The organism is Lachnoclostridium sp. An14 (genome assembly GCF_002160755.1).
Taxonomy (GTDB): domain Bacteria; phylum Bacillota; class Clostridia; order Lachnospirales; family Lachnospiraceae; genus Lachnoclostridium_A.
The window spans coordinates 1-19,158 of the sequence record NZ_NFLE01000054.1; the positions used below are offsets into that span (position 1 = coordinate 1).

Annotated in this window: 16 protein-coding genes and 6 tRNA genes; 18 read left to right on the forward strand and 4 right to left on the reverse strand. The window is 54.1% G+C overall.

The window, feature by feature from the left end; genetic code table 11:
- Positions 1-136: 136 nt before the first annotated feature.
- The 7 genes from B5E84_RS18800 to B5E84_RS18830 all read left to right on the forward strand — a co-directional run bounded on the left by B5E84_RS18800 (position 137) and on the right by B5E84_RS18830 (position 2,583).
- Positions 137-210: transfer RNA gene (locus B5E84_RS18800), tRNA-Asp, on the forward strand.
- 38 nt (positions 211-248) lie between these two features.
- A tRNA-Val gene (locus B5E84_RS18805) sits at positions 249-321 on the forward strand.
- Between the two features lie 63 nt (positions 322-384).
- A tRNA-Tyr gene (locus B5E84_RS18810) sits at positions 385-466 on the forward strand.
- 60 nt (positions 467-526) lie between these two features.
- Positions 527-600 (forward strand) — tRNA-Met (locus tag B5E84_RS18815).
- 7 nt (positions 601-607) lie between these two features.
- Positions 608-680, forward strand: a tRNA-Phe gene (locus tag B5E84_RS18820).
- Positions 681-701: 21 nt separating this feature from the next.
- Positions 702-774, forward strand: a tRNA-Lys gene (locus B5E84_RS18825).
- A gap of 150 nt (positions 775-924) precedes the next feature.
- Complete coding sequence (locus tag B5E84_RS18830) at positions 925-2,583, forward strand: RNA polymerase sigma factor (RefSeq protein ID WP_143469275.1); 1,659 nt, start codon at positions 925-927, stop codon at positions 2,581-2,583.
- Positions 2,584-2,613: 30 nt separating this feature from the next.
- Here B5E84_RS18830 and B5E84_RS18835 read toward each other — a convergent pair whose 3' ends face one another.
- Entirely contained in the window at positions 2,614-2,844 is a 231-nt protein-coding gene (locus B5E84_RS18835) for a hypothetical protein (protein ID WP_087226070.1), read from the reverse strand.
- Positions 2,845-3,030: 186 nt separating this feature from the next.
- Here B5E84_RS18835 and B5E84_RS18840 point away from each other — a divergent pair, with 186 nt between their 5' ends.
- From B5E84_RS18840 to B5E84_RS18875, 8 genes are all read left to right on the forward strand, one after another.
- Positions 3,031-4,488, forward strand: coding sequence for an aminotransferase class I/II-fold pyridoxal phosphate-dependent enzyme (locus B5E84_RS18840; RefSeq protein WP_087226073.1), 1,458 nt, complete (start codon positions 3,031-3,033; stop codon positions 4,486-4,488).
- Complete coding sequence (locus B5E84_RS18845) at positions 4,485-5,069, forward strand: nucleoside/nucleotide kinase family protein (protein WP_087226076.1); 585 nt, start codon at positions 4,485-4,487, stop codon at positions 5,067-5,069. The genes B5E84_RS18840 and B5E84_RS18845 overlap by 4 nt, the downstream gene beginning before the upstream one ends.
- Before the next feature lie 44 nt (positions 5,070-5,113).
- Positions 5,114-6,103: a DNA polymerase III subunit delta' gene (holB, locus tag B5E84_RS18850; protein WP_087226079.1), complete on the forward strand. Its 990-nt coding sequence runs from the start codon at positions 5,114-5,116 to the stop codon at positions 6,101-6,103.
- Positions 6,104-6,106: 3 nt separating this feature from the next.
- Positions 6,107-7,012, forward strand: coding sequence for a PSP1 domain-containing protein (locus tag B5E84_RS18855; protein WP_087226082.1), 906 nt, complete (start codon positions 6,107-6,109; stop codon positions 7,010-7,012).
- On the forward strand, positions 7,009-7,746 hold the full coding sequence (locus B5E84_RS18860) for a tRNA1(Val) (adenine(37)-N6)-methyltransferase (protein WP_087226085.1): 738 nt from the start codon (positions 7,009-7,011) through the stop codon (positions 7,744-7,746). The genes B5E84_RS18855 and B5E84_RS18860 overlap by 4 nt, the downstream gene beginning before the upstream one ends.
- 48 nt (positions 7,747-7,794) lie before the next feature.
- The gene (gene rsmI / locus B5E84_RS18865) at positions 7,795-8,649 is read left to right on the forward strand and encodes a 16S rRNA (cytidine(1402)-2'-O)-methyltransferase (RefSeq protein ID WP_087226088.1); all 855 of its coding nucleotides are present in this window, start codon (positions 7,795-7,797) and stop codon (positions 8,647-8,649) included.
- A 436-nt stretch (positions 8,650-9,085) separates the two neighbouring features.
- Positions 9,086-11,278: a PTS sugar transporter subunit IIABC gene (locus B5E84_RS18870; RefSeq protein ID WP_087226091.1), complete on the forward strand. Its 2,193-nt coding sequence runs from the start codon at positions 9,086-9,088 to the stop codon at positions 11,276-11,278.
- A gap of 22 nt (positions 11,279-11,300) precedes the next feature.
- Positions 11,301-12,125 (forward strand): PRD domain-containing protein, encoded by an 825-nt coding sequence (locus tag B5E84_RS18875; RefSeq protein WP_087226094.1) that lies wholly within the window; start codon positions 11,301-11,303, stop codon positions 12,123-12,125.
- 92 nt (positions 12,126-12,217) lie between these two features.
- Here the strand turns inward: B5E84_RS18875 and B5E84_RS18880 are convergent, their stop codons facing one another.
- Positions 12,218-12,466, reverse strand: a complete 249-nt coding sequence (locus tag B5E84_RS18880; protein WP_087226097.1) for a TIGR03905 family TSCPD domain-containing protein — start codon at positions 12,464-12,466, stop codon at positions 12,218-12,220.
- Positions 12,467-12,821: 355 nt separating this feature from the next.
- Here B5E84_RS18880 and B5E84_RS18885 point away from each other — a divergent pair, with 355 nt between their 5' ends.
- A complete protein-coding gene (locus B5E84_RS18885; protein WP_087226100.1) occupies positions 12,822-13,514 on the forward strand; it encodes a 5'-methylthioadenosine/adenosylhomocysteine nucleosidase in 693 nt (230 codons plus the stop codon).
- A 66-nt stretch (positions 13,515-13,580) separates the two neighbouring features.
- Here the strand turns inward: B5E84_RS18885 and B5E84_RS18890 are convergent, their stop codons facing one another.
- Positions 13,581-14,090 carry a GNAT family N-acetyltransferase gene (locus B5E84_RS18890; RefSeq protein ID WP_087226103.1) on the reverse strand — a complete coding sequence of 170 codons (510 nt, stop codon included), beginning with the start codon at positions 14,088-14,090 and terminating at the stop codon, positions 13,581-13,583.
- 221 nt (positions 14,091-14,311) lie between these two features.
- Here B5E84_RS18890 and B5E84_RS18895 point away from each other — a divergent pair, with 221 nt between their 5' ends.
- Entirely contained in the window at positions 14,312-15,226 is a 915-nt protein-coding gene (locus B5E84_RS18895; RefSeq protein ID WP_087226106.1) for a hypothetical protein, read from the forward strand.
- Between the two features lie 118 nt (positions 15,227-15,344).
- The gene (locus B5E84_RS18900; RefSeq protein WP_087226109.1) at positions 15,345-16,694 is read left to right on the forward strand and encodes a glucose-6-phosphate isomerase; all 1,350 of its coding nucleotides are present in this window, start codon (positions 15,345-15,347) and stop codon (positions 16,692-16,694) included.
- 248 nt (positions 16,695-16,942) lie between these two features.
- On the opposite strand, the gene B5E84_RS18905 is transcribed toward B5E84_RS18900, so the two are convergent.
- Positions 16,943-18,889 carry a PfkB family carbohydrate kinase gene (locus B5E84_RS18905; protein ID WP_087226112.1) on the reverse strand — a complete coding sequence of 649 codons (1,947 nt, stop codon included), beginning with the start codon at positions 18,887-18,889 and terminating at the stop codon, positions 16,943-16,945.
- Positions 18,890-19,158: the final 269 nt, after the last annotated feature.

A 19,158-nucleotide genomic window follows, 5' to 3' on the forward strand; every position in this document is an offset into this window, starting at 1 on the left:
GGGCAGAGGTGGAAGTGCGGTAACGTATGGAGCTGACTGTCACTAATCGGTCGAGGGCTTGACCAGGAAGTTGTGTTAGGATGTGCGGTTTATTTGATGTGTGGTTTTGAGGGTACGTTTAGTACTCTTTGAGTACGGCCCGGTGGCTCAGTTGGTTAGAGCGCCGCCCTGTCACGGCGGAGGTCGTGGGTTCGAGTCCCATCCGGGTCGCTAGCATTCAGCAATGAATGTGACAATTTATTAGGTTCGGGGTCTTAGCTCAGCTGGGAGAGCATCTGCCTTACAAGCAGAGGGTCATAGGTTCGAGCCCTATAGGCCCCATTCGTTGTATTATCGGACGACATCCGGGAATGACATCATGGAAGATGATACAACAAAACCTAAGGGGGAATTCCCGAGTGGCCAAAGGGGGCAGACTGTAAATCTGTTAGCTGTGCTTTCAGTGGTTCGAATCCACTTTCCCCCACTCGCAGTTGAAAAGAACTTGATATTTTTTCAACTGTTGTATATAATATAAACATAGCGTCGCGGGGTGGAGCAGTCTGGAAGCTCGTCGGGCTCATAACCCGAAGGTCGTAGGTTCAAATCCTGCCCCCGCAATTTTCATGCCTAGATAGCTCAGTTGGTAGAGCAGAGGACTGAAAATCCTCGTGTCACTGGTTCGATTCCGGTTCTAGGCACTACAATTTTTATAATTGTATGGGATATTAGCTCAGTCGGTAGAGCACTTGACTTTTAATCAAGTTGTCCGGGGTTCGAATCCCCGATGTCTCATGGATGAAGTAGACGGAAAACCCTGAATCATCAGGGAGTTCCGTCTTTTGTCATAAGGTTTTCTTGGAAGGTAGGCACTGTAGTTTGTTACGGTGCCTTTTTTCATAGCAGGGGCAGGCAGTATATCATATTTTTACGCAGGGGTAAACTATGGGTAAGGAACGAACGATTTTGGAACAGGTGTGTGCACAGCTGAGAGAAGACAGAGAAGGGGCTTTCGAGGAATTTTACATTCTGACCTATCAGAGAATTTACCAGTTGATTTTAAGATCGGTGGGACAGGAGAAGAAGGCGGAGCAGCTTTTGGCGGATTTTTATGTGCGGCTGTATGAAATGCTGGGAGAGCTGCCGGAGCATATGGGCAGCGAGGAGAGTGTATTTTTGTGGCTGGAATCGCTGTTGGACGAGTTTTTTGAAATACAGGCCGGCGGGGAGGAAGGCGATCAGCTGACGGAGAAACGCCTGTCAGAGGAGCGGGCTACCACGCTGTTTTTCCATATTGAGGACAGGCTGGGACTGGCGGAACGGGATGAAGACGAAGGGAAAGAAACGGCAACCAGGCATGGAATGAGGAGAAAGCTGCGGCTGGTATCCGCGGCAGCTGTGGGGCTTGTGGTTTGTCTGGCCTGTTTTGGGACCTGGAAGATAAAGAATATGATTGGGGACTGGATTGATTCCATGGAAGTCGCCCTGGAGGATGAGACGGCCGTTCCAGAGCCGGAGGGGACGAAGAAAGGGGACGGAGATCCAGGGGAAAGCCAGACGGAAGAAACGGAGGAGGCAGAAGGCTTTTTGGAGCTGGGCGACTGGAAAGCGGCTCTGGCAAAGGACGGGTCTGTCGTGGCCTTAGAGCGGCTGGAGGTTCCTGTGTCCCATGGTCCGGTACAGGATGTGGATGGCTGGAGCTATATGCTGGTGAGGGACGAGGCATTTCCGGACGCGGATGAGGATCTGAAGGACAGTCTGATCTGCCGGGAACTGAATGCGGATACCTACGGCGTGATTGCCAGGGAAGTGACCGATTTCTGCGTAGAGGATGAGACGCTTTACTATGCGGATGAGAGCGGCGTGACGGCGGAAGTGCTGGGAAATCTGGTGTGGCTGACCCAGGAGACTCTGGAGACAGAAATACAGATGAAGGACGACGGATTTTATCTGCTGAACGCTCTCGGGGAACCGGAGACGGCGGGACAGGTTCAGATGGGAGGCACCGTTTTGCGCGTGGACGGAGGACGGATCAAATATGCTCAGCAGCCTGCACAGACGGCAGGCGGCATGACGTTTTATCTGGCCAATGTGGATCAGGACACAGGCTCGGAGCTTTGCCGGAGCAACGGTTCCCAGGCATGGCTGTTTCAGAAGGGGAAACTTTGGATTGACAGCTTTGTTGTGGTGGGGGACTGGGTGTATTTCAGCGCCTATGAGGACCGGGATGCCAATGGAATGCGGTACAGCACGGTTTACCGGGCAAAGGCGGACGGTTCGGCAACGGAGGCGGTGACAGGAAGGTTTCAGGGAAATATCACGGCTATGTACTATTTTCCTGGAGAAGGGGCTATTTACGGAGAGTTTAAGCCGGACAGCTATCACAGCTATTATGGGCAGCTGGTGCGGATCGGTTTAAACGGACAGATGCAGGTGATTGACAGCAACACTGCGAGAAACGGGCGTTCCACTACGGGAAATGATATGCTGGAGCTGCTGACGGTGCAGGATGGGACCATTTACTGCTATTGGCACGACTGCAGCGTGAACAGCAGCAACGTGAGCATTTTATGGACGCAGCCGCTGATGCTGGGACTGAATTGATCCCGCAGGGCGGCTGACGGCCGGGTTAATTTATTCATCGAAATCTACTACCACGTAGAAACCGCGGGAGTTCTCACGAACCTCGCGGACGACGCCGGTGGGAGATTTGATGCGGTCGCGGGCGGCAAAGCAGCCGGACATGGCCACGGCCGGGTCGATGATGTAGCTGTAGCTGCTGGTTCCCTCCCGCTCAATGATATTGACAACGTCGCCGGCGGATACCAGGCCGGGGCGCTCCATTTTAAATTCTACAGTTCTCATGAGAAATGTTCCTCCTTTTGGTGCGGCTGTAGCGCGGAAACGGGTTACAGTTTTATTATAATTTGGTGAAATGGAAAGTCAAGACAGGCGGAGGAAAGAAAAACTCTGCCGGGAGCTATAAAAAATTTGATAAAGTAAGGCCCATGTGTTAGAATGAGACGAGCATAAAAGGAGTGACTTGATGGTATGAGACAAGAGGAAAGGCTGATTAAACGGCTGAAAACTTATAGTGCATCCGATTTTTACCCGTTTCATATGCCGGGGCACAAGAGAAATCCGGAGCTGGGGGCAGAGTATGGCAATCCGTTTGAGATTGATATTACGGAGATTCACGGGTTTGACAATCTCCACCATCCGGAGGGAATTTTAAAGGAATCTATGGAGTGGGCCGCGTCGGTTTACGGGGCGGATCACACGTATTATCTGGTGAATGGCAGCAGCTGCGGAGTGCTGGCGGCGGTCTGCGGGACGGTTTCCCACGGGGGCACGATTCTCATGAGCCGGAACTGCCACAAGGCGGCGTACAACGCGGCGTTCCTCAATCATCTGGACGTGCGCTACGTTTATCCACAAGTCATCGGGGATTTGGGGATACAGGGCGGAATTTTGCCGGAGGATGTGGAAAACATATTGCAGGAAAACCCTGGGATTCAGGCGGTGCTGATCGTTTCCCCCACTTACGACGGGGTGGTGTCAGATGTGGCCGGGATCGCGGAGGCGGCGCACCGGTATGGGAAACCGCTGATTGTGGATGAGGCCCATGGAGCACATTTCCCATTTGGAGAGGATTTTCCTGTGTCCGCGCTGGACTTAGGGGCGGATGTGGTGATTCAGAGCCTTCACAAGACCCTTCCCAGCTTTACTCAGACGGCGGTGATGCACGTGAAGGGAGATCTGGCGCCGGTGGCGGAGCTTGAGCGCTATCTGAGAATTTTCCAGAGCAGCAGCCCGTCCTATCTGTTTATGGCGGGAATTGAAAACTGCATTTATCATATGGACCGGGAAGGCCGGACGGAAATGGGAAAGTTTTACCGGAGCCTTCAAAACCTGCGGGCAGAGCTGCGGGGGATGCTCCACCTGCGCCTTTTGGATGAGGAATGGGTGGGGCGGTTCGGCGTTTACGGGCTGGACTGCTCAAAGATCGTGGTGATGGTGGACAATACGGGATTAAACGGAGCCGGTCTGGAGCGGATTCTGAGAGAGCGGTATCATCTGGAGATGGAAATGTGCACGGCGGATTACGTGGTGGCGATCACCTCTCTGGGAGACCGTTCAGAAGGGTTGAAACGGCTGGCGGATGCCCTGTTGGAGATCGACAGGGAGCTGACGGACGAGCCGGAGGATCCGGACCGGGAGAGCGACCTGGAGTGGAGCGGCCGGGTGACGTCAAAGCCGGAGGTGGAGATGACCATTTATGAGGGGCTGACTGCCGGGAAGGAGCCGGTGGCAGTGTCGGACAGCGTAGGCCGGATTTCCGGGGAATTCGTGTATATCTATCCGCCGGGGATCCCCATTGTGGCCCCTGGGGAAATGCTCCTGCCGTCTCTGGTGCATACGATTGAGGAGTATCAGGAGATGGGACTTTCTGTTCAGGGACTGGCGGATGAGTCAGGACGGACCATTCAGGTGGTAAAGCGGCCATGAAAAAGTTATTTTGTGTGATGGGAAAGAGCGCGTCCGGAAAGGACACGATTTATAAAAAGCTTCTGGAGCGGATGCCGGAGCTGGGGACGGCCACTCTCTATACTACCCGCCCTATGCGGGACGGGGAGACAGACGGGGTGGAGTATTTCTTCACGACGGAAACGCAGCTGCGGGAGCTGAAGGCGGAAGGACGGATCATTGAGTCCCGCACCTATGAGACGGTGTGCGGGCCGTGGACGTACGCCACGGTGGACGACGGCCAGTTTGATCGGATCGAGGGCGGATGCCTGATGATCGGGACGTTGGAGTCCTACGGGAAGCTGAGGGAGTATTTTGGCCCGGAGCGGGTAGTGCCCCTTTACGTGGAAGTAGAGGATGGACTGCGCTTTGAGCGGGCCATGGAGCGGGAGCGGCAGCAGAGGAAACCGAATTTTTCTGAGGTGCGCCGGAGGTATCAGGCGGATCAGGAGGACTTCTGCGAGGAAAAATTGAGCAGTCACGGGATTGTGACGCGGTATGAAAATGAGAATCTGGAGGACTGCCTGAACCGGATGATGGCAGATATTCGCAGGAGCTTATAGGTGCCAATCGTTGAAATTTGTGCTATACTGGAGGAGGTGCCGCGATGGCGGGATACGAGGAGGTTTTGGGCCAGGATTCCATCAAGGAATTTTTCCGAAACAGCATACGGACTGGAAATGTGCCCCACGCCTGTATTTTGTCGGGCGAGGACGGCATGGGAAAACGGAAACTGGCGGAGACATTTGCCAGGGCCCTGCTCTGTGAAAAAGGCGGGGAGGAGGCCTGCGGGGAGTGCCACAGCTGTAAGCAGACGGCATCCGGCAGCCATCCGGATCTGATTTTTGTGACCCATGAGAAACCGGCCAGCATCGGCGTGGACGACGTGAGGGAGCAGATTCAGGATTCCATCGTCATACGGCCCTATAACGGGACATATAAGGTTTATATTGTGGATGAAGCGGAGAAAATGACCGTACAGGCTCAGAACGCGCTGCTCAAGACCATTGAGGAGCCGCCGTCTTACGGTGTGATTCTGCTGCTCACCACAAACCTGGACGCATTTCTGCCGACGATCCTGTCCAGATGCGTGCAGCTAAAATGTAAGCCGGTGAGCGACGCCGCCGGAAAGGCGTACCTGATGGAGCATTTTCAGGTATCGGAGGCCAGGGCGGAGGTTTACACGGCATTTGCGAGAGGAAACGTAGGAAAAATGGTAGATATGGCGACATCTGAAGAATTTCAGAATATGTATGACCGGATGGTCCGCCTTTTAAAGCGGATTAAGGAGATGGACATCTCGGAGCTTTTGGCCTGCATTAAGGAGTTAAAGGACGACAGCGTGGATATTTACGACTGTCTGGACTTTATGCAGCTGTGGTACAGGGATATTCTGATGTACAAGGTGACCAGGGACATCAATCTGATGGTCTTTAAAAACGAACACAACGCGATCAACGAAATCTGTGAGAAATCCGGTTACGACGGGCTGGAGCTGATCCTGCAGGCCATTGACAAGGCCAGGGTGCGCTTAAACGCCAACGTAAACCAGGATTTGGCGCTGGAGTTGATGCTTCTGACTATGAAGGAGAATTGATCAATGACGAAGGTGATAGGCGTAAGATTCCGAAACGCGGGCAAGATTTATTATTTTGACCCGGCGAACATGAACATTTCCACGGGCGATCATGTGATCGTGGAGACGGCAAGAGGAATCGAATACGGATTTGTGGTGCTGGGGAGCCGGGAGGTGGAGGATTCCAAGGTGGTTTCTCCCTTGAAGGCGGTGATCCGCATGGCGACCCCGGAGGACGAGGCCATTGAGGCCAACAATAAAAAGAAGGAAAAGGACGCGTTCCGCATCTGTCAGGAAAAAATCGCGAAACACGGTTTGCAGATGAAACTGATCGACGCGGAATATACCTTTGACAATAATAAAGTGCTGTTTTACTTTACGGCGGACGGGAGAGTGGACTTCCGGGAGCTGGTGAAGGATCTGGCTTCGGTGTTTAAAACCAGGATTGAGCTGCGGCAGGTGGGCGTCCGGGACGAGACGAAGATCATGGGCGGAATCGGCATCTGCGGACGGACTCTGTGCTGCCATTCTTATCTGTCGGAGTTTGCCCCGGTGTCCATCAAGATGGCGAAGGAGCAGAATCTTTCCTTAAACCCGTCCAAGATTTCCGGAGTCTGCGGCAGACTCATGTGCTGCCTGAAGAACGAGGAGGAAACCTACGAGTATCTCAACAGCAAGATGCCGGGAACGGGAGACTACGTCACCACAAACGACGGCCTGAAGGGCGAGGTGCACAGCGTCAATGTGCTGCGGCAGCTGGTGAAGGTGGTGGTGATGGTAAATAAGGACGAGAAGGAGATCAGAGAGTATCCTGTGGATCAGCTGAAATTCCGTCCCAGAAGGAAAAAGGACAAAGTTAAGGTAAACGACAGAGAGTTAAAGGAGCTGGAGGCTCTGGAGAAAAAGGAAGGAAAGTCAAAGCTGTCATGACGGTGGAGCTGAAGGAAGGAGAGCGGATCGACGATCTGCAGAGAAATGGCTATCAGATCATCCAGCGCACAGACGGTTTCTGCTTTGGAATGGACGCTGTGCTCCTCTCCGGATTCGCGGCGGTGAGGAAAGGGGAGAGAGCCCTGGACCTGGGAACGGGGACGGGGATCATTCCCATTCTTCTGGAGGCGAAAACGGATGGGGAGCATTTTTCCGCCCTGGAGATCCAGCATGAGGTGGCGGATATGGCCAGGCGGAGCGTGGCGCTCAACGGCCTGGAGGAGCGGATCCGCATTGTGGAGGGAGACATTAAGGAAGCCAGCCGCATCTTCGGCGCGGCGTCCTTTGACGTGGTTACCTCCAATCCGCCCTACATGAATGACGCCCATGGACTGAAAAATCCAGATCTGCCCAAAGCCATTTCCCGCCATGAGGTGCTCTGCGCCCTGGAGGACGTGGCGAGAGAGGCGGCGAAGGTGCTGCGGGACGGCGGAAGGTTTTACATGGTTCACCGCCCCCACCGCCTGGTGGAGATCATCAACACCTTGTCCGCCCACCGTCTGGAGGTGAAACGGATGAAACTGGTTCACCCCTTTGTGGACCGGGAGGCGAATATGGTGCTTTTGGAGGCGGTAAAGGGAGGCGGGGCCTTCCTAAAAATGGAGGCGCCGGTGATCGTTTTCAAGGAGCCGGGAGTCTATGCGGACGAGATCCGGGATGTGTACGGATATTAGAGGAGTGCGGGAGCGCTGCCCGCGGACGGGAGAACAGGAGGAACGGGTATGGCCGGAAAATTATATCTTTGCGCGACGCCCATCGGGAATCTGGAGGACATCACCTACCGGGTGCTGCGGACTCTGGGAGAGGTGGATCTGATCGCGGCGGAGGATACGAGACACAGCATCAAGCTGCTGAACCATTTCCAGATCAAAACGCCTATGACCAGTTACCACGAGTACAATAAAGTGGAGAAGGCCAGGTATCTGGTGGAGAAACTGCTTTCCGGCGTAAACGTGGCGCTGATCACGGATGCCGGCACGCCTGGGATCTCCGATCCCGGCGAGGAGCTGGTGCGGCAGTGCTATGAGGCCGGGGTGGAGGTGACATCCCTGCCGGGGCCGGCGGCCTGTATCACAGCTCTGACCATGTCGGGACTTTCCACCAGAAGATTTTGCTTTGAGGCCTTTTTGCCCTCGGAAAAAGGGGATAAGAAAGAACGGCTGCGGATCCTGGAGGAGCTCAAAGGGGAGACCAGGACGATCATCGTCTACGAGGCGCCCCATCACCTGGTAAAGACCCTGAAGGACTTGAGAGAGGCCCTGGGAAACCGCCGTCTCACCCTATGCAGGGAGCTGACGAAACGGTATGAGACGGCCTGGCAGACCACCTTCGACGAGGCTTTGGCCGCCTATGAGACGGAGGAGCCGAAGGGCGAGTGGGTGTTGGTGATCGAGGGCAAAAGCCCGGAGGAACTGCGCAGAGAGGAAATGCGCTCCTGGGAGGAGATGTCCATAGAGGAGCATATGGCTGTTTATGAGGATCAGGGTGTGGACCGGAAGGAGGCTATGAAACGGGTGGCCAAGGACCGGGGCATCAGCAAGAGAGAGGTGTATCAGGCGCTTTTGCAGGACGAGTGAAAGGACGGCCGGGACTGACAGGGGTCAGGTTTCGATTCATTTGAATGGATCTAGGAATAAACGGGACGGGCTGCCTGAGCAAGTTTCTCAGATTTATATTGACAACCGCCCACGATTTTGCTATTGTGAGTAGGACAACAAAATTATGTGATAGTGTGTTACTGGACATCCAGGCATTAGCTATTTAGTTCCGCACTGGCAGGTGCGTCTGATGGCTGATGCCTTTTTTGCGTCCTTAAGAGAATAGGCTCTCTATGACACAAAAGCCTCTTTCCGTTTTCGCTTATGAGGAAAGGAATTAAAAAAGGGCAAACTTCCCCGAAAAGGGCCGGACATTGGAAATCGCCAGGGAGAAAGGAGGGAAACGTCTGCCGCGCGGAATACCAGATGGGAAAAATGGGGATTATGAGACCAGAAAAGAAAGGAAAGAGCGGATATGAAAGATAAGATTTTTGGTGTATTGCAGCGGGTGGGGCGGAGCTTTATGCTGCCCATCGCCATTCTGCCGGTGGCCGGCCTCCTGTTGGGAATTGGAAGCTCCTTTACGAACGCGACGACCATTTCCACCTATCATTTGGAGAGTATTCTGGGAGATGGGACGCTGCTAAACGCCCTGTTAATTATTATGAGCAAGGCGGGAAACGTGATTTTTGACAACCTGCCTCTGATATTCGCGGTGGGCGTGGCCATCGGTATGGCGAAGGAGGAAAAAGAGGTTTCGGCCCTGTCGGCTATGATCGCCTTTTTCGTCATGCACATTTCCATCAACGCGGTGCTGCTGGTAAGCGGTAAGGTGCTGGCGGACGGCTCCGTGGCGGAAGGGGTGCTGGACGGCACCATCGCCAATGTGTGCGGGATGCAGACATTGCAGATGGGCGTATTCGGAGGTATTATCGTGGGCCTTGGCGTGGCGGCCCTGCACAACCGGTTTCACAAAATCGTGCTGCCAAACGCTCTGTCGTTCTTCGGCGGCTCCCGGTTTGTGCCGATCATTTCCACGCTGGTGTACCTGTTTGTGGGAATCGGAATGTATTTTGTGTGGCCGGTGGTACAGAACGGCATTTTCGCCCTGGGCGGCCTGGTGACGGGCACGGGCTATGTGGGAACCCTGATTTTCGGCATTGTGAAACGGGCGCTGATTCCCTTCGGCCTGCATCACGTGTTTTATCTGCCCTTCTGGCAGACGGCTGTGGGCGGCACCATGACGGTGGGCGGACAGCTGGTACAGGGCGGTCAGAATATTTTCTTTGCCCAGCTGGCGGCCGCGGATGTGGCTCATTTCAGCGCGGACGCTACCAGGTATTTCTCCGGTGAGTTTATTTTTATGATTTTCGGACTGCCGGGGGCAGCTCTGGCCATGTACCGGTGCGCGAAACCGGAGAAGAAAAAGGCGGCCGGCGGACTGCTGCTTTCCGCGGCTCTGACCTGTATGTTTACGGGAATCACGGAGCCTATTGAGTTTTCCTTCCTGTTTGTGGCTCCCATGCTGTTTGTGGTGCAGGTGGTGCTGGCCGGGGCGGCGTACATGATCGCCCACATTTTAAACATCGCCGTGGGACTGACGTTCTCCGGCGGACTGCTAGATCTGTTTATCTTCGGTATTTTGCAGGGAAATGAAAAGACCAGCTGGCTGCGGATCATTCCCGCGGGAATCATTTACTTCTTCCTGTACTACTTTATTTTCAGTTTCCTGATTAAGAAGTTTGATTTAAAGACACCGGGCCGTGAGGACGACGACGTGGAGACAAAGCTTTATACAAAAGCGGATGTGAACGCCAGAAAGGCGGTGGAAAAAGGCGGGGACGGCGAGAAGGACGAGCTGAGCGAGGCCATTGCCAACGGTCTGGGCGGCAAGAAGAATATCACTTCCGTGGACTGCTGCGCCACCAGGCTGCGCTGTTCGGTGGCAAAGCCGGAGCTGGTGAATGAGAAACTCTTGAAGGCCACAGGCGCTGTGGGCGTGATCAAAAAAGGCCAGGGCATCCAGGTGATCTACGGCCCTCAGGTGGCGGTAATCAAGTCGAACCTCCAGTCCTATCTGACAACGGCTCCTGATGTGGAGTATCACGGCAGCGAGGAAGATTTGGCGGCGGACAGCGCCCAGAAATCAGCGGGGACGGAGACGTCCGGCGCAGCCGTTCCGGAAAAAGAGACCGGCGCAGCATCCGCGGAGAAACAGGCGGCCAGGGCTATCTATTCCCCCTTTACGGGTACGGTGAAACCCATCACGGAGGCGCCGGATCCGGCGTTTGCGGGAAAGGCCATGGGAGACGGATTTCTGGTGGAGCCGGAAAACGGTGAGCTTTTGGCGCCGGAGGACGGTTTCGTGGATTTTGTGTTCCCCACGGGGCACGCTCTGGGATTTCGGACGGAGGACGGAGTGGAAATGCTGTTCCACATCGGCGTGGATACGGTAAAACTGGACGGAAAGGGCTTTCAGGCTCTGGTAAAAGACGGCGATCAGGTGAAAAAGGGTGACAAACTGATCCAGTTTGATTTACAATATATAAAAGAGAATGCTCCGTCTGACGTGTGCATCACCGTGTTTACGGGAATGCAGGACGGCGAGGAGATCCGGGTGACGGCGTCGAAGGTAAAGGCGCTGGATCAGGCGGCGGAGCTGATCTGATCAAATCCTCAGGGGGAAGATAATGTATCGGGTGATAAAGGTTTTAAATAACAACGGAATTCTGGCCTACGACATGGAAAACGGACGGGAAATGATCTTTCTGGGAAAGGGCGTAGGATTTGGAAAGCGCAACGGGGAACGGTTCGCGGAGGCGGGAGACGCCTCCGCCTACGCGGCGGAGCCGAGAAAAGGCCAGGGAACGGCTTTAAAGGCGGTAAACGGCATCGAGCCGGTGTTCCTGGAGGTGACGGGAAGGATCATCGACGAGGCGGAAAAGCAGTTTTCCAGCTTAAACCGGGATATTTTGCTGCCGCTGGCGGACCACATCGCCCTGGCGGTGCAGCGGGCGAAGGAGGGCCGGGAGTTTCCCAATCCCTTCAACCAGGACATCCGGGCCATGTTCCCGCGGGAGTACGCGGCAGCGGAGCAGGGACGGCAGATCATCGAGGAGGCCACAGGACAGCGGATTTCCGAGGATGAGGCCGGACTGATCACTCTCCACATCCACGCGGCTCTCTCGGATGAGAAGGTGGAAGAGAGCCTGACGGCGGCCAGGCTGGTGAAGACGGGAGTGGCCATGATCGAAGAACGGTTCGGCGTGGTCCTGCCGCCGGATTCCCTGGCTTACAACCGGCTGGTAAGCCATATCCGGTATATGATTTTTCGTATTATGAGGGACGAGCAGGTGAGCTTAAACCTGGAGGACTACGCCAGAGAGAGCTTTCCGGCGTCCTATGGCCTGGCGGAGGAGATCTGCGGGTATTTTGAGCGGGAGCTTAAAAAACCGATCCGCCGGGAAGAAGTGGGATTTTTGGGAATCCACATTGAGAGAGTGGCTCAGATGTAAAAAGAGGATGGGAACGCTGTGTGTTGCAGTGTTCCCATCCTCTTTCTGTCATATGAACTTTTTCATGACAACGGCCATCGCCGTGCCATCGCTTATGCCTGAGCCGCCTTGTACTCCTTTAAGGCCTTTGCCAGCTGATCCGGGCAGGAAGTGGGTTTCATGCCGCAGGTGATGCCGTCCAGACGGGTGATGGCCTCATCCACGTCCATGCCTTCCACCAGCTTGCCGATACCCTTTAAGTTGCCGTTGCAGCCGCCTACGTAGCTGACATTGGTGAGCTTATTGTCCTTTATGTCGAAATGAATTTCTCTGGAACAGGTTCCGCGTGTTTTAAATACCATATCTAACTTTCCTCCATTGTTTTCAAAGCCCTCATGTTCTTAAGTAGCTCATTTATTATATCTGTCCTTGGAAAGGATTGTCAAGGGATTGCCTTGCCAAAAGATGGTTTTGTCCTGTATACTGGTAACAGTTAAGCCATGCAGAAACATATGGCAAAATACTGCGTGGGAGCTTGCTCACTAAGCAGTTTTTTGCCATATGTTTCTATAGGGCGGACGCCCTACATGAATCATTTGACGGCTAATAACATTTAACGTTAGCCAATTTTGAAAATCCGTCAAATTATGAATGGCATGGCTGAACTGTTACGTATACTGGAGACAAATGTGAAAATTTCAGCAGGAGGTTGTGGATATGATCGGAATTATCGGCGCGATGGATCAGGAAGTTGCCAGATTAAAAGAGGAAATGACGGACGTGACGGTGGAAAAGAAGGCTGCCATGGACTTTTATTGTGGAAAACTTCGGGGAAAGGATGCCGTGGTGGTGCGTTCCGGCATTGGAAAGGTAAACGCGGCGGTCTGCACCCAGATTCTGGCGGGGCATTACGGAGTGGACGCGGTGATCAATACAGGGATCGCCGGTTCCCTGAAAAATGAGATCAACATCGGGGACATCGTACTGGCCACGGACGCGGTGCAGCACGATATGGACGCCAGCGGATTCGGCTATCCCGTGGGAAAGGTTCCGCAGATGGATATTTTTGAGTTTCCGGCGGACGGCAGGCTGCGGGCGCTGGCAGAGGAGTGCAGCAGGGCGGTCAACCCGGAGGTGGGAGTGTTCTGCGGGCGGGTGCTCAGCGGCGACCAGTTTATCGACAGCAAGGAGAAGAAGGAGTGGCTGGTAAAGACCTTTGACGGCTACTGCACGGAGATGGAAGGGGCTGCCATCGCCCAGGCGGCTTACTTAAACGGAATCCCTTGTCTGATCGTCCGTTCCATCTCAGATAAGGCGGACGACAGCGCCAATATGGACTATGAAACCTTTGAGGCGAAGGCCATTGAGAATTCCGTGCGTCTGATGCTGGAGATGGTGGGAAGAATGTAAAATAGAAATAGAGAAAGCCGGCGCCTGGCGGTGATAAATGCCAGGGCCGGCTTTTTCGCGCATTTTTTAAACAATTTCCGCCTCCATCCCATACTCCCGCAGCACCAGATCGTCGTCAATCACTTCCTCATAGATCCCGTCCGCCGTTTCAAAGCCGTTTTTCTGGTACAGGGAAATAGCAGGTTCGTTGCTGTCAACCACAAACAGCCGAAGATACCGGGCTCCAGCCTGTTTTGTCAGATCTTTTGCCTCTTTTAACATCCGGCTTCCGATGCCGCGGCGGCCGCAGCCAGGGCGCACACCCAGGCGGTCCAGGTATATGGCCTTGGCGGAGCTGTCTTTCCAGCCCACCTTCGTCTCCCCGTCATGTTCCCCGCAAAGGGCAAAGGCGGAGAGGATGACGCCGTTTTCCTCCAGCAGGTAAAGCCGTCCCTTTAAAATATCTTCCTGGAGAAATTCACAGGGGTAAATTTCATCCCAGATGCAGATGCCGCGGCTGTCCATATCCTTGACAATGTCCCGGTATACCTCCTTTAATCTTGGCAGATCCTCTGTATCAGCGATTCGAAACCCCATTGGTTTGCTCCTCCTTTGCTCTTAACATTCCTGAAGCATGATCAAAGTATAACAGACCGAAAACAAAAAGGCAATTCAGGCTCCGAATCCCCCTTCCCGTGCGATTCCCGGCGGAATTTGACGACCGATTCTAGGGACTTGAATCTTCTCATGTAAAATTTGGGCCGCTATAATTAGGGGTATCTGGAAAGCAATTCCGGGAAGAAAGGGGAGCATGGATCATGCAAGAATTTTTAGCTACGGGAAAAGTACTGTATGTACTGGCAGGACTGTGTTTGCTGAGTATGTTCTGCAAATGGATGACGAAAAGCCTCTACAAACGATTAACGAAGGAAACCACCAATATGGCGATGACAAAGAATAAGAATCTGAAAACCTTAAAACAGCGCATCGAGAGCACCTACCGGGTAAACGGCGGCGTGGGCAACATGGCAGTTTATCTGGAGCGCCAGGCGGCAGATTTCAAATTTTTAAAGGTTTCTCTGTCCGGATGGGCGAATTTTTCCAACCAGCTCACCATGCTGTGCTTTTTAGTGGGCGGAACGGCGGCCTTTCTGGCCTACTGGTACAGAAGCGATACCTATTACATAGCGCTCTACGGCACCATGGGAATCCTGACGGGGCTTCTCACCATGGTGGTGGATATGGGAGTGAATTTAAACGAGAGACGGCAGCTGCTTTTGGTGGCGCTGGAGGATTATATGGATAATTCCCTGTTTTTCCGGCCGGGAAAAGGCCGTATGGCAGCGGCGGAGGCAGAGGATGGCGCCCATATGGCGGAACCGGCTGTCCGCGGCAGGGGGACAGGCCGGAATGGGGAGCTGACCAGCCGCAGCGCGGAGCTTTCCGCCCGCAGCCAGGATGGGCCAAGCCCCGCGCTATACGATTCGGAGCGGGTAGAATATAAGGAAAGCGCCGCGGGCCGGGAAGGCGGACTGCGGTCAGGACTGCGCCGCGGACGGAGGCGGGAGACGCCCCAGCCGGAGCCGCAGATGGATTCGTCCTCCTTAAAGAGCAGCCTGGAACAGATCGCTGCCAGCCGGGACAAGGCCAAACCGGACGCGGACTGGCTAAAGGATCTGAAACCGGAGGAGGTCAAGCTTTTAGGGGAGATCATCCGGGAATATTTAGCCTAAAAAGAGAGAAATTTAGCTGTAAATCGAATGGAATTATGATATAATGGGAATAAGTTGTTGAATATTTTGTGAACAGAGCGGGGAAACCGCCATCACAGAAGAAAAGGAGAGGATAACAATGGGAAAGACAGTGACATTTGATTATTCCAGAGCCGCGCGTTTTGTGAGCGCAGAGGAAATGGAGAACGCCAAAGGGACGACCATGTATGCCAGAGACGTGCTGGTAAATAAGACGGGGGCTGGAAATGATTTCCTGGGATGGATCGACCTTCCTGTGGACTATGATAAAGAGGAGTTTGCCCGTATTAAGAAAGCGGCTGAAAAGATTCAGAATGATTCAGATGTGCTGTTGGTCATTGGAATCGGCGGTTCCTATCTGGGAGCCAGAGCGGCGATTGAGTTTTTAAGCCACAGCTTTTACAATATTCTGGATAAAGGCGTGAGAAAGACGCCGGAGATCTATTATGTTGGAAACAGCATCAGCAGCAAGTACATCCACGACTTAAAGGATGTGCTGGCCGGCAAGGATTTCTCCATCAACATCATTTCCAAATCCGGAACCACCACAGAGCCGGCAATCGCGTTCCGGGTGTTTAAGGAGATGCTGATTGAGAAATACGGCCGCGAGGAGGCGAACAAGAGAATCTACGCCACCACCGACAAGGCCAGAGGCGCTTTAAAGAGCCTGGCAAACGAGGAAGGCTATGAGACCTTCGTCGTTCCGGATGATGTGGGCGGACGTTTCTCCGTGCTGACGGCTGTAGGCCTGCTGCCCATCGCGGTGAGCGGAGCCGATATTGATCAGCTCATGGAGGGCGCGGCATCCGGAAGGAAGAAAGCCCTGGAGCAGCCCTTTGAGGAGAACGGGGCCCTTCAGTACGCAGCCGTGCGCAACATTTTATATAAAAAGGGCAAAAACGTGGAGATCGTAGCAAACTACGAGCCCAGCCTTCACTACGTATCTGAGTGGTGGAAACAGCTTTACGGCGAGAGCGAAGGCAAGGACCGCAGAGGCATCCTGCCGGCAGCCGTAGATTTAACCACAGACCTTCACTCCATGGGACAGTTCATCCAGGACGGCTCCAGAATCATGTTTGAGACCGTTCTGAATGTGGAGGAGTCCCCGGCGGAGATCCTTCTCCAGAAAGAGGAGGTGGACACGGACGGAATGAATTACCTGGCCGGAAAGAGTGTGGACTTTGTAAATAAGAGCGCCATGAACGGCACCATCTTAGCTCACACCGACGGCGACGTACCGAACCTGATGGTTACCATTCCGGAGCAGAACGCCTTCTATCTGGGAGAACTGTTCTACTTCTTCGAGTTTGCCTGCGGCGTGAGCGGATACCTCTTAGGCGTAAATCCGTTCAATCAGCCCGGCGTGGAGAGCTACAAGAAAAATATGTTCGCTCTGCTTGGCAAGCCTGGTTATGAGAAGGAGAGAGAGGAACTGTTAAAGAGATTATAATTGCGAAGATACCAGGATCGGGAGAGAGCCTGACTTGGATACCCTCACATCTTACAAAATAAAAGAAGTGCCGGACGCGGACAGTTGGATGCCGCGCCCGGCACTTTTTTGTGCACTCCGCGCAAAGAAATGTGGCTGTTGACGCAGCCGCGCTCCGGTGCAAGTGTGCACTCCGGCGCACACTTTTTAACATAGGACACTATATTCTCCGGTACTTAAAAGCCGGAATCTCCATACCAGAAGGCCCGTCATCCGTCAGCCTGGGTTTCCAATGGTTCTTTCACCGTTTCAGAATCGGTCTGAAGGGCTTTTTTCTGCTCCAGCAGGTCAGGATGGCGCTGCCGCAGGTATGCCTCCAGGGTGCTTTTGTCAATGAGGGAGGGCACCACGCCCTTTCTCATAATGCTGAAACTGGCGGCCAGGGTGGCGATGCGGATGGCGTCTCTCATGGGATAGCCATACATCAAATAGGACGCCAGGGCACTGATAAACGCGTCCCCAGCCCCTGTGTTGTCGATGGAGAGGAAATTTTCCGCGGGGCAGTACATCTCGTCGTCCGCGGACTTCATATAGCAGCCCTGCTTTCCCAGGGTGACGATCACCGTGGAAACGCCCAGGCCCAGGAAAAAGCCGGCCTGCTTTTCCAGGGTGGACTGGTGGGGGCAGATCTCGTTCATCTCGTCCTGATTGGGGATTAAGATGTCTACGTTTACCAGGATGTCCGGCCGGATTGACTGGCAGGCGGACGGCTTTAAAATGGTAGTCACCCCGAAGGCCTTGGCCGTCTCGCAGGCAGCTAACACCGTCTCCTCCGGCAGCTCCGTCTGGATGAGGCAGCAGCCGGCGTGCTCGAAAAGGCCCCGGTTTCTGGAAATGTCCTGGGGAGTCAGTCCGTGGTTGGCGCCGGATAGAATGGAAATCATGGATTCCCCGTTCTTCTGGACAAAGATATAGGCTTTCCCCGTCTGTTCCCCTGGGATCCGCTTGATGCCGGAGGTGTCGATGGAGTATTTTTCCAGGGCGGAGTCGATGATCTCCGCGTCCGTGTCCGTTCCCACGCTGCCGATCAGAGTTACCATATGGCCCAGGCGGGAGACGCCCACGGCCTGGTTGATGCCCTTGCCGCCGGGGAAGATGAGGGAATCGGTGCTCATCACCGTTTTGCCGGAATAGGGCAGTGTATCTACATCTAAATAGTGGTCAATATTGATGCTTCCCACCACCAGGATCCGTTTTTCCTGCATATGGGGCGGAAAGGAGACGGTGGCCAGGCTGTTTAAAGAGATCTTTGGCTGAAACGTCTTCTGGATCCACTCCGGCTCCTCGATGCGGATGATCTTTTCCGCCAGGAACTGGCCGAAAGCCCGCTCCGGCACGGGACAGCAGGAGATGGAGGGATAAATAAGCTCCTGAAAGGCGCCGTCCCGCATAGCGATGATGGACAGCTCCCTGGGAATGGAGTAGTGGAGGGCGGAGAGTTTTCCGTACAGCTCCAGGGCTGTGTCGTAGCTGGAGCAGATCACCGCGCTCACCAGCTGGGAAGAAATCTTTTGCAGCAGGATAGGGGAAATCTCGTGGAAGACCAGGGAATCCTTCGGCAGGATCCCGGAGTCAAACAGCCGTTTTTTATATCCCTCCAGAAACGGCCCCATTTCCTCCCCGTCGGAGAGCAGGCAGGCGATGGAGGTGTGATACCGCTCCAAAAGCGTCCCCACCGCGAAGGCGGAAAGCCTGGAGTAGTCGATGCACTCCGCTCCGCCGGCCCAGGGGGCCTGCAAAAGGAGATAGGGAATCCCCGCCCGGTCCGGAATGGATTTTAAGGACAGGCTGGCGGAGGAGACCGGCTCCCAGAGAATGCCGTCCACCTTGGCCCGGCATACGATGCTTAAGCTCTGGGACTCCATTTTTAAACTGTTCCCGCTGACGGAGTAGATGACCCGGTAGCCGAAGGACTGCGCCCGTTCCATGATCCCGTTTAAGATCTCCTGGGACTGGGAGCGCAGCACCACTCCGATCAGAGGGGTTTTGGACGGCAGGCTGGGGACAGAGGAATAGGGATGGTATCCGTATTCCTTTGCGAGATTTAAAATCCGCTCCCTGGTTTCGGCGCTGATGCTGTCGTCCTTCTGGTTCATCACCTTGGAAACCGTGGAAGCGGATACCCCGGCTAACCGGGCAAATTCTTTGATATTCATAGGCCTCTCCTGTCTGCTGTCCGGACCTTCGTCTAAATCCGGTCCACATACGTCAAATATATGTCAATTATACTTCATAAAGCGGCTTCGGTAAAGGAGAAAGTGGAGAAAGTGCACAAAAAGGAGTTGACATGGCAGGGAAATAGTAATACCTAAATTATTCACGGAACAGTATCTGAATTGATAACAGTACCATGAATCTGAAAATTGATCCATGCAGCCATAACATCACTCAATTAACCCGTCAAAAGGGTATAAAATCCCTGTGG